Genomic DNA, 13,226 nt, shown 5'->3' on the forward strand with positions numbered 1-13,226 from the left:
TCTTCAAATCGCTTGCGCCACGCCTGCACAGCCCCACCGGATGCCCCTACGCTCTGGGCACATGACTGCAGCTATATCCGCCGACGGAATCCGTCAGCGGTACGGGGATGTGCAGGCCGTCGACGGGGTGTCCCTCACCGTCGAGGCCGGCGAGTTCTACGGGATCCTGGGGCCCAACGGCGCCGGGAAGACCACCACCATGGAGATCCTGGAAGGAGTCCGCGAACCGGACGAGGGCCGGGTCGAGCTGCTGGGGATGGCACCCTGGCCGCGCAACCCGCAACTGCTGCCGCGCATCGGCGTGCAGTTCCAGGCCTCCGCCTTCTTCCGGAAACTGACGGCCCGGGAGACCATCCGCACCTTCGCCTCGTTCTACGGGGTCGGCCCCCGACGGGCCGACGCGATGCTGGAGCGGGTCGGTCTGGCCGACAAGGCGGAGACCCTCACCGAGAAGATGTCGGGCGGCCAGGCCCAGCGCCTGTCGATCGCCTGCGCCCTGGCTCACGACCCGGAGCTCGTCTTCCTGGACGAGCCCACCACCGGCCTCGACCCGCAGGCCCGGCGCAACCTCTGGGACCTCCTGCGGGACATCAACTCCGAGGGCCGCACGGTCGTGCTGACCACCCACTACCTGGACGAGGCCGAGGTCCTCTGCGACCGGGTCTCGATCATGGACCACGGGAAGATCCTGCACACCGGCGCCCCCGCCGCGCTGATCCGCGAGATCGACGACACCGTCCGGATCAGCGTCGCCTCCGGCCAGCTCACCGCCGACCGGGCCCGCGAACTGCTCACCGCGGCCGGCGCCGAGATCGCCGCCCTGGACGACGACACCGTCACGCTGGCCGTCTCCACCCGCCTCCCGGCCCCGGTCCTGAGCGTCCTGGCCGAGCAGAACGCGCTGCGCGGCCTCGAGGTGCGCGGCGCCACCCTGGAGGACGTCTTCCTCCAGCTGACCGGACGGGAGTACCGGGCATGACCCCCAGCACGTCCACCGGCACCAAGGTGCCCGCCCAGCGCGGCGGTCCGACCGGCGAGGCGGGCGCCGGCCGGGAGCGCGTCAGCGCGTTCTGGAGCCTGTCCCGCGCCATGCTGCTCGGCATGAAGCGCGACCGCACCGCGACCTTCTTCATCCTGCTCTTCCCGCTGGTGTTCCTGGTCTTCTTCGGCACCGTCAGCAAGGGCACCGGCAGCCCGCACGCCAAGGTCGCGCAGGTCGGGGCGGTCCAGCTGTTCGACTCGATGCAGGGCGACGCCCGCACCGGGTTGAACGCGGTCCTCACCATCACCCGGACCGACGACGAGGCCGGCACCCTGGAGAAGGTCCGCAAGGGCGACTTCGACGCGATGATCGAGCAGGGGCCCGACGGCAGGGTCGAGCTGCGGTACAGCGCCGCCGACGCCGTCCGGGCCGGCGCCCTCCGGGGCATCCTCGACTCCGTGGTCCAGAGCGCCAACCAGGCCGCCACCGGAAAGCCCCCGGCCTACGTGCTGGACGCCCAGCAGGTCGAGGACAAGTCGCTCAAGCCGATCCAGTTCCTCACCCCCGGCCTGCTCGGCTGGGCCGTCGCCACCGGCGCGGTCTTCGGCGCCGCCCTGACCCTGGTCAACTGGCGCAAGACCAAGGTGCTGCGCCGTCTGCGGCTGGCCCCGATCAGCGCCGGCACCGTCGTCAGCTCCCGGATCGTGGTCTCGCTGCTGACGGCGCTCCTGCAGAGCGCCGTCTTCCTGGTGGTCGCCACGGGCTTCTTCGGGCTCAAGCTCACCGGTGACTGGTGGCTGGTCATCCCGCTGGTGGCCTGCGCGACCCTCGCCTTCATGTCGATCGGGCTGCTGGCCGGTTCGGTCGCCAAGACCGAGGAGGCCGCCAACGGCATCTCCCAGGTCATCGTCCTGCCGATGTCCTTCCTGTCCGGCTCGTTCTTCCCGCTGGACGGCGCGCCGGGCTGGCTGCAGACCATCTCCAAGGTGATGCCGCTGCACTACCTGGTCACCTCCGCCCAGTCGGTGCTCACCCGCGGCGGCGGCGTCATGGACGCCCTGCCCACCATGGGCGGGCTGCTGGCCTTCGCGGCCGTGCTGACCGGCGTCGCCTGGAAGCTGTTCACGTGGGAGGACGCGTAGCCACCGCGTCCGGATGAGCCCGCCGCACGGGGTCGTACGCCGATGGTCCCGGTGTACGGCCCCGCCGGCGTCTGCGACCATGGTCGGGTGACAGAGATCGGGCGAGGCACGTTGAGCGAGGAGACCTTCTTCGAGCGGGTCGGCGGAGAGCCGACCTTCCGGCGGCTGGTCCACCGGTTCTACCAGGGCGTCGCCGAGGACGAGTTGCTCCGGCCGATGTACCCCGAGGAGGACCTCGGCCCGGCCGAGGAGCGACTGACCCTCTTCCTGATGCAGTACTGGGGCGGCCCCCGCACCTACGGCGAGCAGCGCGGCCACCCGCGGCTGCGGATGCGGCACGTGCCGTTCAAGGTCGACCGCGCCGCGCACGACGCCTGGTTGAAGCACATGCGGGCCGGGGTGGACGAGCTGGCCCTGCCGGCCGAGGACGAGCAGCAGCTCTGGGACTATCTCACCTACGCCGCCGCCTCGATGATCAACACCCCGGGCTGATCCGGCCGGATCCGGCCCTTCCGGCTCGCGCCGCAGCGGCGCCCCCGCGCGGCTAACGGAGCGGGCTCAGCCCCAGGCCCGCGCCGGGCGCGGCCGCCGTCCGCACCGCCACCGAGCCGGCCGGCGCGCTCAACCGCAGCCAGCCGCCCGCCCGGTGCACGGTGAGCGGCGAACCGGGCTTCAGGAAGCCGATCACGTGCGCCGCGTGCACCGCGCGCAGCGGCAGCTCCGGCAGCGCACCGACCGGGCGCGACCAGATCTCGTCGGCCAGCGCGTCCAGCACCGCACGGCTGCGGTGGTGCTCCGGGACGGCCTCACTGCGCTCGCGGAACTCCCGCACCCCGGCCATCAGTTCGGGGTACACCTCGGCGGCCGGCGGCGACCCGACCGGGCGCCAGCCGGTGCGCGGCGGCAACAGCCCCGCCCAGGCCGGGCCGGTCACCGGCGCCGGCAGCGCGACGGTGCCCGCCCCGTCGTCCACGCCGTCCAGCAGCCGGCCGGCCGAGACGGTCAGGTCGACCGGCTCCCCCAGCCCGGTCAGCCGGGAGGTGCGGATCGCGAGCGCGCCCGAACCGCCCAGCGGCAGCCGCCCGAACACCGCCAGCACCCCGTCCTCCGCGGCCGGGGCCACGGCCTGCAACCGGACGGCGGCCGCCCGGTCGAAGCGCAGCAGCCGCTGCAGGAAGGCGGCGAGGTCGGCGGCCCCGCCGGCATCGGTGAGGGCGAGACGGGCGGTGATGGTCAACGCTGGTCAGCTCGAATCGGTAGGGGTCGGTGCTCAGGCGGCGGCCGCGGCCACGCCCGCCTTCTCGTCCAGGGCGGGTTCGTCCATGAACCGCGACAGGAACGCCCGCTCCACGGGCGAGATCCGGCGCGGCCGGCCCTCGGCCAGGTCGTAGGGGACGACCACCGTGGAGGCCCGGACGTACACCGTCTCGGTGCCGTCCGCGGCGACGTCCTTGATCTCGTAGGACACCGTCAGCGAGGCGCCGCCGATGTGGGTCACCCTGGTCTCCACGGTGACCGGCTCCGGCCGGTGCACCAGCGGACGCTTGTAGTCGATCTCGTGGCGGGCCACCACCGAGCCGCCCGCGAACTCCCCGGCGCCGGCCTCGGCGGCCTGGGTGAACATGAAGTCGATCCGGGCCTCCTCCAGGTAGCGCAGGAAGACCACGTTGTTGACGTGTCCGAAGGCGTCCATGTCGGACCAGCGCAGCGGGCAGGCGTAGATGTGGCGGGCCACAGGTGTTCTCCTCGACGTCCGGTCGCCCGCCGCCGGGTGGCGGCGGCGGGGCCGCGGTCCGGCGGACCGCCCCTCGCGGGGCAGTCTGCCGGACCGCCGTGACGGCTGGGTGTCAGCCGCGGGTCAGCTTCTTGTACGTGGCCCGGTGCGGGCGGGCGGCGTCGGCGCCGAGCCGCTCGATCTTGTTCTTCTCGTACGACTCGAAGTTGCCCTCGAACCAGAACCACTTGCTCTCGCCCTCGTAGGCGAGGATGTGGGTGGCCACCCGGTCCAGGAACCAGCGGTCGTGGGAGATGACCACCGCGCAGCCGGGGAACTCCAGCAGCGCGTTCTCCAGCGAGGAGAGCGTCTCGACGTCCAGGTCGTTGGTGGGCTCGTCGAGGAGCAGCAGGTTGCCGCCCTGCTTGAGGGTGAGCGCCAGGTTCAGGCGGTTGCGCTCACCACCGGACAGCACGCCGGCCGGCTTCTGCTGGTCCGGGCCCTTGAAGCCGAAGGCCGACACGTAGGCGCGGGACGGCATCTCGACCTGGCCGACGTTGATCCAGTCCAGACCGTCGGAGACGACCTCCCAGAGGGTCTTCTTCGGGTCGATGTTGGCGCGCGACTGGTCGACGTAGCTGATCTTGACCGTCTCGCCGACCTTGACCTTGCCGGAGTCCGGGGTCTCCAGGTCCTGCAGCATCTTGAACAGCGTGGTCTTGCCGGCGCCGTTCGGGCCGATGATGCCGACGATGCCGTTGCGCGGCAGGGTGAAGCTGAGGTCGTCGATCAGGACCTTCTCACCGAAGGCCTTGTTGAGGTTCTCGACCTCGATGACGACGCTGCCCAGACGCGGGCCCGGCGGGATCTGGATCTCCTCGAAGTCCAGCTTCCGCATCTTGTCCGCCTCGGCCGCCATCTCCTCGTAGCGGGCCAGACGGGCCTTGGACTTCGCCTGGCGGCCCTTGGCGTTGGAGCGGACCCACTCCAGCTCCTCCTTGAGGCGCTTGGCGCGCTTGGCGTCCTTCTGCCCCTCGACCTTGAGACGCGACTGCTTCGTCTCCAGGTAGGTGGAGTAGTTGCCCTCGTACGGGTAGGCGCGGCCGCGGTCGAGCTCGAGGATCCACTCGGCGACGTTGTCCAGGAAGTACCGGTCGTGGGTGACGGCGACGACGGTGCCCTTGTACTTCTCCAGGTGCTGCTCCAGCCAGTTCACCGACTCGGCGTCCAGGTGGTTGGTGGGCTCGTCGAGCAGCAGCAGGTCGGGCGCCTCCAGCAGCAGCTTGCAGAGCGCGACGCGGCGCTTCTCGCCACCGGAGAGCTTGGTGACCGGCCAGTCGCCGGGCGGGCAGCCCAGGGCGTCCATGGCCTGCTCCAGCTGGGCGTCCAGGTCCCAGGCCTCGGCGTGGTCCAGGTCCTCCTGGAGCTTGCCCATCTCGTCGAGCAGCGCGTCCGAGTAGTCGGTGGCCATCAGCTCGGCGATCTCGTTGAAGCGGTTGAGCTTCCCCTTGATCTCCTTGACGCCGTCCTCGACGTTCTCCAGGACGGTCTTGGACTCGTCCAGCGGCGGCTCCTGGAGGAGCATGCCGACGGTGAAGCCGGGCGAGAGGAAGGCGTCGCCGTTGGAGGGCTGCTCCAGGCCGGCCATCATCTTCAGCACCGTGGACTTACCGGCGCCGTTGGGGCCCACGACGCCGATCTTCGCTCCGGGGAGGAAGCTGAGCGTCACGTCGTCAAGGATGACCTTGTCTCCGTGAGCCTTGCGCACCTTGCGCATCGTGTAGATGTATTCCGCCACGTGAGATCGCTCCGGCGTCGTCGGGAGTATTCGGCTTGCAGCGTTCCATTGTGCCGCACCCGACCGGGAGGCCCGAACGGCCGGGTGACCCCACCGGGGTATCCGGATCGGGCCCGTGACGGCGAAGGCCCGGCCCCCCGCAGCGGGTGCGGGGAGCCGGGCCGGGTGTCGCCTCAGGGCCTCAGGAGGTCAGTGCCTCCGGGCCCGCGGAGCGGGTCAGGCGGTGTTGCGACCGTGGCGGCCGCGGCGGCGCAGGACGAAGACCGCGGCGCCACCGGCCACGACCAGGCCACCGGCGACGGCGGCGAGGATCGGGGTCGAGTCATTGGCACCGGTCTGGGCCAGGCCACCGGTGCCCGGGGCCGGGCTGGTGGAGGCGGGGGACGGGTGGCCGGCGGCCGGGGTGCTGGCGCTGGCGGACGGGGTGCCGGCCGGGCTCGGGGTGCCGGTGGTGCCCGGGGTGGTCGGCGTGGCCGAGGTGCCCGGGGTCGACGGACCCGAGGTCGGGGTCGGGCCGGTGCCGGTCTTGCAGTCCAGGACGCCCTGGAACTGGCGGCTGTAGCCGTTCGGGCCGGAGACGGTGATGTTGTAGGCCGTCTTCTCGGCGACCGGGACGAGAACGCTCTCGGTCTTGCCCGGCTGGACGGTCAGCTGCTGCTTGCCGACCGTGACGGTGCCGGCCTCGTCACCACCGTTGGAGACGGAGACGCGCACGCCGTTGTTGGCGCACTCGACCTTGGCGGTGCTGTCGACCAGCGCGCCCTTGCCCTGCTTCCAGGTGGCCTTGGCCGCGTCGGCGACGTTGAGCTTGCTGGAGCCGGCCAGGATCATGGTCTGGCTGTGCTCCTCGCGGGTGTACCCCTTGCTGAGGAAGACGCGGCCGCTGGGCACCACGGTGGAGGCGCTGGCGTTCACGGTCACCGAGCCGTCCGGGGTGCCGGCCGGCACGTCCAGGAACAGCTGGGTGTCCTTGGCGATCGGGCCGGTCACGGTGGCGCCGACCGGCTTGTTGTCCTTGTCCAGCAGCTTGACCTTGTCGGCGGAGTCGCCGCTGACGGCCAGCTTCACCTCGGAGGCGCTGGAGTTGAGGGTGAACGGGCCGAGCTTCGCGCCGGACTTGCCGGACACCGAGTCCGGGCTGAGGGTCAGCGAGGGCTTGGGCTCGGCGGCGATGCCCTTGTTGGCGGCACCGGTCAGGTAGTCGCGGAGCTTCTTGGCGTCGGCGCTGCGCGGGACGGCGTTCTTGTTGTCCGAGAACTTCCAGATCGCGGCCTGGGTGCCCGCGGCGGCGTCCTCCGGGCTCAGGTTGCCCGCGCCGGCGGCCTTGGCGAGCGCCCCGAGGTCCTTGACCTGCGGGTAGGAGTTCTCCAGGATCCAGCGGATCTTGGCGGCCGCCTCGACCTTGTTCTTGTCACCGAGCGAGCTGGAGGCCCAGTCCGACTCCTGGTACTTGATCTTCTTGGAGATGTCCACCGGGAAGCCGAAGTCGATGCAGTAGGTCTGCAGCTCACCGTCGGCGGTCTTGAGCGTGAAGAGGCCGCCGTCGACGGTGCCCTCGCCCTCGACGTCGATCTTCTCGCCGAGCATGGTGTTCTGCACCACCGCGGTCACGCCCGACCCCGGGGTGTCGGCCGCGGCCGCCGTACCGGCTGCGAACAGGCCTCCACCCAGCGCAAGGCTGGTCGCGAGCATGACAGTGGTTATGCGGGGGAGACTCCGCGTCTGCCTCTGGAACATCTGGGATCCCTCCGGGCCGGGCCGCACCGATCGGCAGCCCGCCGACTTGCCTGCCGCGGGGCGCCCCCTGTGGCGCCCGCTGCGGGTATGAACCAGACGAATCCTATTGAGCCCCGCAGGCCCCGAAACCCCCATGCGAAATCAGGACGATTCCGTATCTGTATCGTTATCAACCCTCCCAGTTTCCACACAAGCTGACGATCAGCCAGAATCTCTTCGCCACTTTCTGTTATCCGGACGAGATTGCGCGTACGGGCGCAACAACAGTCTCGATCAACATATTTGTCGACAGTCCAGGTCGCCGACCGGTCAGATCGGCGACCCCTGACCGCCACCCTCCGGCTCCCCCTCGGACACCAGCACCTGCGTTCCCGTCACTGCCCGCACAGGGGGTGCCGAATCCGGCGGGCCCGGCGCCGGGGCCGCCACCGAGGCCTTCCGCGCCTCCAGTGCGTCCGCGATCCACCCTGGCACGACCCCTCCCCGGACCGCCGCCCCGGCCGGCTCCGCACCGGCCGGGGGCTGCCCGCGCGCACCCGAGGCCCAACGGAACGCCGAGGTACCGCGGGTGAGGTCGTGTCCGACCGATCGGGCGTCGATCTCCGCCCTGGTCCGCCGCGCCTCCCCCTCCCCCCACTCGCGGACCCTCAACCGGCCGCTCACCAGCACCGGATCCCCCTTGGCCAGCGAGCCGATCAGGTTCACCGCCAGCGCCCGCCAGGCCGTCACCGTCAGCCACTGCGTCTCGCCGTCGACCCAGCACGCGCGCTCCCGGTCGTAGCGGCGCTCGGTGCAGCCCAGCCGGAAGGTCGCCATCGGCACCCCGGCGCCCGTTTCGCCGTAGCTCACCTCCGCCGCGACATTGCCCGTCACCGTCACGTACGCCTCGCTCACGGCACACTCTCCGTTCTCGCCGATGCACCGTACGGAATCGACCGGCGCGCTTTGAGAGTGCGCCAGGAGGGAAATCTCCGCGAGGGAGTTCCGAAATCCTGTGGACAACTCGCACCTGTGGAAAACTGATGTCACCCGCAGGGGTGAATTTCGGCCTTTCGGCAGCGCTTCGCCCCCGACTCATCGCGGCCATGACAACAAACGGGCTGCTCGCCGCCCCCACCCGCGGCCTCCGGAACGCCCCGCGCCCGACCGTCCGCGCACGTCATCCGACCGGAGGAAGCCGAATGTCGGCCCCCACCCGCACCGGAGGCGGCACATTCTCCGTGTCAAATCCATAACGGGTGGGGCGGCAGCCCCGTAACGACTGCACAACGTCCGGCGCGGAAGTCTGCCAGACCGCTGCACACACGGGCTTCACCTGCGATTATCGGACCGCTCCACCGAACCGACACACCAACGGCGGTGTCGTCACACCCGGCCGAGGAACTGGGCACCCTTATCCTGTCCCCGGCAGGGCGAGGACCCACCCAACCCCCACCCCCACCCTCAGGCACGGGGCCGGACCCGCGCGCCCCGGCGCACGTCGCCCGAACCCGGCCACGGTCCCGCCCACCCGGGCACGGCCCGTCCCGCCCCCATAGCTCAGCGGATAGAGCACCCGCCTTCTAAGCGGTAGGTCGCAGGTTCGAATCCTGCTGGGGGCACCACGCCCTGCCATTCCCGCAGGCCGCCGGGCCGGCGTCGGCATTGCCGGCCGCGGCATTGCCCGGCCGGCGCCCGGCGGGAAATCCGCGCGTCCACCGCCGATTTCCGACCACCCACCGCGCATATGTCGTGACCATGCGTGTCATGGCCGCTCCGAAAAAGCGCGTCGGGGTGCATTTCCGGCACCGCCGGACCGCACCCGGAGAGCGTCGCCGGGGGCTCTCCCGGAGGCTCTCGCGGCGGACGGATCCCGGCCGCCCGCGCGCCCGGACCGGTGTCCTCGACCCCCGACGCCCCTCAGCCCCCGGTGCCACCCGCGGCCGGGCCGGCCAGCCCGGCCAGGTAGGCGTCCAGCAGGGCGGTCTGCCGCTCGGCCGGGAACTCCCCCGGGGCGAAAAGCGCCTGCACCACCAGTCCGAGCACGAAGGCCTGCGCGGCGGTCGCCACGGCGACGGCGTCGGAGCCCGCCGGGAGCTCCCCGCGCCGCTGGGCGTCCACCACGTGCACCGCGAGGGCCTCCCGCGAGCGGGCGTAGCGGCCGGCGTGCGCCGCAGCGAGCTCCGGATCGGCCAGCGCGACGTCCCAGGAGCCGACCCAGATCCGGTTGCCGGCCGCGGCCGCCGCGTCCAGCGGCAGGACGTCCAGCAGGGCGGCCCGCAGCCGGGGCAGGCCGGCGGGCGGCGGCGGGGTGCCGTCGACGGGGGCGGTGCGCCGGGGCCGGGAGCCGGAACGCCGGTCGAGCTCCTCCAGGGCGTGGCTCAGCAGGGCCCGCTTGTTCGGGAAGTAGTGCGTCAACAAGCCGGTGGAGGCGCCCAGTTCGGCGGCCACCGCGCGCAGGGTCAGGCCTTCGAAGCCGCGCGTGGAGAGCACCCGCCACACCCCCTCGGAGACCTCCAGGCGGCGGGCGTCGTGGTCTCCACGGGCGGGCGTCATGCCGGCCATCGTACATACCAAACGTTTGTTATGTATCGTTCCCAGCACACCGCGCATCCCGTGAAAGGCCCGCCCATGTTTGCCGTACCGCTCGCCGAGAACGCCGAACTGCGCCCGCTGGAGCCGTGGCAGGCGGCCGAGTTCCTGACCCACGTCGACCGCGCCCGGGCCCACACCGACCCGTGGATCCCGTGGGCCACCCGCTCCACCGACCCGGCCTCCGCCCACGCCACCCTGCAGCGCTACGCCGACCAGCAGGCCGCCGACCACGGCCGGATCTACGGCATCTGGCTGGACGGCACGCTGGTCGGCGGCGTGATGTTCGTGGCCTTCGACACCGAGGCCGGCAACTGCGAGATCGGCGTCTGGACCGAGCCCGCCGGCGAGGGGCACGGCCTGGTCACCGCCGCCGTCCGCCGGCTGCTCGACTACGCCTTCGTCACCCGCGGCCTGCACCGCGCCGAGTGGTGGACCAGCACGGACAACACCCGCAGCCGGGCCGCCGCCCAGCGGCTCGGCATGACGCTGGACGGCGTGCTGCGCGAGCAGTCGCTGTACCGGGGTGTCCGCCGCGACATGGAGATCTGGTCGCTGCTGGCCTCGGAGTGGGCGGCCCGGGCCTGAGAGCGGCGGCGGGCCCCGGCCCGTCCGGCCACGGAGTGGACCGCCGCCCGGGCGCGGGCCCGGCCCGGCCCCGAACGCGGCGGGGCCCGGTGGACTCCTCGTCCACCGGGCCCCGGCACCGCCCCTCCCCCCGGCTCACCGCACCCCGTCCGGCGCACCCCGACCGGCGCGCTCAGGCCGCCAGGGCCTGCTCCGCCGCCTCCGCCGCCCCGACCGGCTCCGGCTCGGCCGCCGGCAGCCGCAGCGCGAGCACCAGGACCAGCGCCATCACCCCGCCCGCCGACAGGAACACCACGTCGACGGCGTCCGTGAAGCTGCGCAGCGCGTGCTCGCGGGCCGCACCGGTGAGCGTCCGGAGCGAACCGAGCGGCCGGCCGGGCTCGCCCGCCGCGAAGGCCCGGGCCAGCACGGTGCCGAACAGCGCCGCGCCGAGCGCGCTGCCGAGCGTCTGGAAGAAGCGGATCCCGGTGGTCGCGACGCCGAGCTGGTGCCGGGGCGCGGCCTCCTGCACGACCGTGATCAGCTGGCCGACCAGCTGGCCCAGGCCGCAGCCCAGCAGCGCGAGTTCGGCGCACACCGCCCACAGGCCGGTGGCCGGCCCGCTGAGGCCGAGCAGCACCAGGGCGAGCGTCGCGCAGCCGCCGCCGACCACCAGGAAGGTGCGGTGCGCGTGGCCGCGGGCGGCCAGCCGGCCGACCAGCACGCCGACCGCGGTCATCCCGGCCGCCATCGGGATCAGGTACAGGCTGGCGGAGGTCGGCGCGATGCCGCGGGCGATCTGCAGGTAGAGCATCACGTAGACGATGGAGCCGGTCATGCCCATCCCGAGCAGTCCCTGGATGGCGAAGCCGAGCCGCACCTCGGGGATCCGGAACAGCGACAGCGGCAGCACCGGCTCGGCCGCGGTGGCCTGGCGCCACAGGAAGAGGCCTAGCGCGGCCAGGGTGGCGGCGGCCAGGCCGAGGATCTGCGGGGACGTCCAGGCGTAGTCCTTGCCGCCCCACTCGGTGACCAGCAGCAGCCCGGTGGCGAAGGCGGCGGCGAGGGCCGCTCCGGCGAAGTCCAGGCCGCGGCGCCCGGCCGCCGGCGGCAGCTTGATGACCAGGGCGGCGCCGACCAGGACGAGCAGGCCGAGCGGCAGGTTGACGTAGAAGACCCAGCGCCAGCCGAGGTGGTCGGTGAACAGCGCGCCGACCAGCGGGCCGACCGCCATCCCGAGCCCCCCGACGATCCCTCCCATCGCACCGCCCTTGCCGGCGGAGCGCTCGGCCGGGTCCTTGAGGTGGGCGATGACCACCATGGTGACGCTCATCAGTCCCCCGCCGCCGACGCCCTGGAGGGCCCGGAACGCGATCAGCTCGGTCATCGACTGCGCGGCGCCGCACAGCGCCGAGCCGAGCAGGAAGGTGCCGACGGCCCCGAGCAGCACGCGCTTGGCGCCGTACAGGTCGCAGAGCTTGCCGTAGAGCGGCAGGAGGGCGGTCGCGGCCAGGGCGAAGGAGCTGACCAGCCAGGGCAGTCGGTCGACGCCGTGGACGGGGTCGAGATCCCGGACGATCGGCACGGTGGCCGCGGACACGATGTTCATGTCGAGGACGGCCAGCACGATCGTGACCAGGCAGATCAGCATGCCCAGGTTCCGCCGGGCCGGGGTCATCAGAGCCGGGGTCATCAGGGCCGGTGGCGCGGCGGTCGGTGCGGCCTGTGCCGTCGGGGTCGGTGCGGTCGGTTCCGGTGTCGGTGCGGCGGTGCGCGCCATGGTTCGAGCCCCCCTGGGTCGGTGGAGTTCCGGCCGGACCGGTGCGGCCGGCGGCGTGCCCTCACCATGGCAGCATTTTTGTACCGGGTCAATTCTTCATCCGAACACAATCTTCATCCCAGAACATCTTTGATCCTGGTACAGTCATGCCATGGCGACACGCACCGACTTCGGCCTCGGCTCCGATCAGGACCTCGACACGCTCCCGCTGCGCGAGCGCAAGAAGATCCAGACCGGCATCCGGATCTGGCGCACCGCCGTCGGGCTGTTCGCCGCCCGGGACTTCGACCAGGTCTCGGTGGCCGAGATCGCGGCCGCCTCCGACGTCTCCAAGATGACCGTCTTCAACTACTTCCCGACCAAGGAAGACCTGGTCATGGCCCCCATGGAGCAGCACCTGGACGAGCCCGCCCGGGTGGTGCGCGAACGCGCCCCGGGCAGCTCCGCCGTGGTGGCGCTGCGCGACCAGTACCTGGCCGCGCTCGAGCAGCTCGACCCCGCCACCGGCCTCAACGACGACCAGGTGGTGCTGGACGTGGTCCGGCTGATCCACCGCACCCCGGCGCTCGCGATGCGCGCCACGGCCGTCTTCTCCCACCAGGCGCGGGACCTGCTCACCGCCGAACTGCTCGCCCAGGACCCGGCCCACGACGAGCTGACCGCGCAGATCGCCGCGGCCCAGCTGATCGCCACCAGGCTGACGCTGACCACCGCGAACCAGCGGCTGATGCTGACCGGCGCGCGCGCCGCGGACGCCCTGCCCGCCGCCCTCGACCGGGCCCGCCGCGCCTACGCGCTGGTCGAACGGGGCCTCGGCGGCTACTGCACGGCGGCGCCCTGAGAGGGTGTTCGATACCGATTTAGGCTGCCGCGAGGAGTTTCGGGCGGAGGTATTGCCCGATTCTGTCCGGGCTGGCGGTCAGTCGGGTGGCCAT

12 protein-coding genes and 1 tRNA gene are annotated in these 13,226 nt (G+C 72.1%); 6 read left to right on the forward strand and 7 right to left on the reverse strand.

The genetic code is table 11. The annotated features are described in order from the left end of the window. The first annotated feature begins 61 nt into the window (after window positions 1-61). The 3 genes from ACIRS1_RS26015 to ACIRS1_RS26025 are packed head-to-tail and all read left to right on the forward strand — an operon-like array spanning window position 62 to window position 2,616. Window positions 62-979, forward strand: a complete 918-nt coding sequence (locus ACIRS1_RS26015; RefSeq protein WP_360216988.1) for an ABC transporter ATP-binding protein — start codon at window positions 62-64, stop codon at window positions 977-979. After that, window positions 976-2,124 carry an ABC transporter permease gene (locus ACIRS1_RS26020; protein ID WP_402843991.1) on the forward strand — a complete coding sequence of 383 codons (1,149 nt, stop codon included), beginning with the start codon at window positions 976-978 and terminating at the stop codon, window positions 2,122-2,124. Before ACIRS1_RS26015 ends, ACIRS1_RS26020 begins: the two co-directional genes overlap by 4 nt. Before the next feature lie 42 nt (window positions 2,125-2,166). Continuing rightward, complete coding sequence (locus ACIRS1_RS26025; RefSeq protein WP_360216994.1) at window positions 2,167-2,616, forward strand: globin; 450 nt, start codon at window positions 2,167-2,169, stop codon at window positions 2,614-2,616. A gap of 52 nt (window positions 2,617-2,668) precedes the next feature. On the opposite strand, the gene ACIRS1_RS26030 is transcribed toward ACIRS1_RS26025, so the two are convergent. The 5 genes from ACIRS1_RS26030 to ACIRS1_RS26050 form a co-directional block, all read right to left on the reverse strand. Continuing rightward, window positions 2,669-3,361: a hypothetical protein gene (locus ACIRS1_RS26030; RefSeq protein ID WP_360216997.1), complete on the reverse strand. Its 693-nt coding sequence runs from the start codon at window positions 3,359-3,361 to the stop codon at window positions 2,669-2,671. Window positions 3,362-3,394: 33 nt separating this feature from the next. Further along, window positions 3,395-3,859, reverse strand: coding sequence for a thioesterase family protein (locus ACIRS1_RS26035; RefSeq protein WP_360217000.1), 465 nt, complete (start codon window positions 3,857-3,859; stop codon window positions 3,395-3,397). A gap of 112 nt (window positions 3,860-3,971) precedes the next feature. Beyond that, on the reverse strand, window positions 3,972-5,636 hold the full coding sequence (gene ettA, locus ACIRS1_RS26040) for an energy-dependent translational throttle protein EttA (RefSeq protein WP_078881697.1): 1,665 nt from the start codon (window positions 5,634-5,636) through the stop codon (window positions 3,972-3,974). 216 nt (window positions 5,637-5,852) lie between these two features. After that, on the reverse strand, window positions 5,853-7,328 hold the full coding sequence (locus ACIRS1_RS26045) for a Cys-Gln thioester bond-forming surface protein (RefSeq protein ID WP_360217003.1): 1,476 nt from the start codon (window positions 7,326-7,328) through the stop codon (window positions 5,853-5,855). 354 nt (window positions 7,329-7,682) lie between these two features. Then, window positions 7,683-8,267: a single-stranded DNA-binding protein gene (locus ACIRS1_RS26050; RefSeq protein ID WP_402843995.1), complete on the reverse strand. Its 585-nt coding sequence runs from the start codon at window positions 8,265-8,267 to the stop codon at window positions 7,683-7,685. A 634-nt stretch (window positions 8,268-8,901) separates the two neighbouring features. On the opposite strand from ACIRS1_RS26050, the gene ACIRS1_RS26055 reads away from it, so the two are divergent. After that, window positions 8,902-8,977 (forward strand) — tRNA-Arg (locus ACIRS1_RS26055). 295 nt (window positions 8,978-9,272) lie between these two features. On the opposite strand, the gene ACIRS1_RS26060 is transcribed toward ACIRS1_RS26055, so the two are convergent. After that, the gene (locus tag ACIRS1_RS26060; protein ID WP_360217009.1) at window positions 9,273-9,908 is read right to left on the reverse strand and encodes a TetR/AcrR family transcriptional regulator; all 636 of its coding nucleotides are present in this window, start codon (window positions 9,906-9,908) and stop codon (window positions 9,273-9,275) included. 75 nt (window positions 9,909-9,983) lie between these two features. On the opposite strand from ACIRS1_RS26060, the gene ACIRS1_RS26065 reads away from it, so the two are divergent. Beyond that, window positions 9,984-10,532: a GNAT family N-acetyltransferase gene (locus tag ACIRS1_RS26065; protein ID WP_402843998.1), complete on the forward strand. Its 549-nt coding sequence runs from the start codon at window positions 9,984-9,986 to the stop codon at window positions 10,530-10,532. A 172-nt stretch (window positions 10,533-10,704) separates the two neighbouring features. Here the strand turns inward: ACIRS1_RS26065 and ACIRS1_RS26070 are convergent, their stop codons facing one another. Further along, on the reverse strand, window positions 10,705-12,189 hold the full coding sequence (locus ACIRS1_RS26070) for an MFS transporter (protein ID WP_402844016.1): 1,485 nt from the start codon (window positions 12,187-12,189) through the stop codon (window positions 10,705-10,707). Window positions 12,190-12,442: 253 nt separating this feature from the next. Between ACIRS1_RS26070 and ACIRS1_RS26075 the strand changes: the two genes are divergently transcribed. Further along, window positions 12,443-13,132 (forward strand): helix-turn-helix domain-containing protein, encoded by a 690-nt coding sequence (locus ACIRS1_RS26075; RefSeq protein WP_360217015.1) that lies wholly within the window; start codon window positions 12,443-12,445, stop codon window positions 13,130-13,132. Window positions 13,133-13,226 lie beyond the last annotated feature (94 nt).

The sequence above is a fragment of the Kitasatospora sp. NPDC101176 genome, from assembly GCF_044768035.1.
GTDB lineage: Bacteria > Actinomycetota > Actinomycetes > Streptomycetales > Streptomycetaceae > Kitasatospora.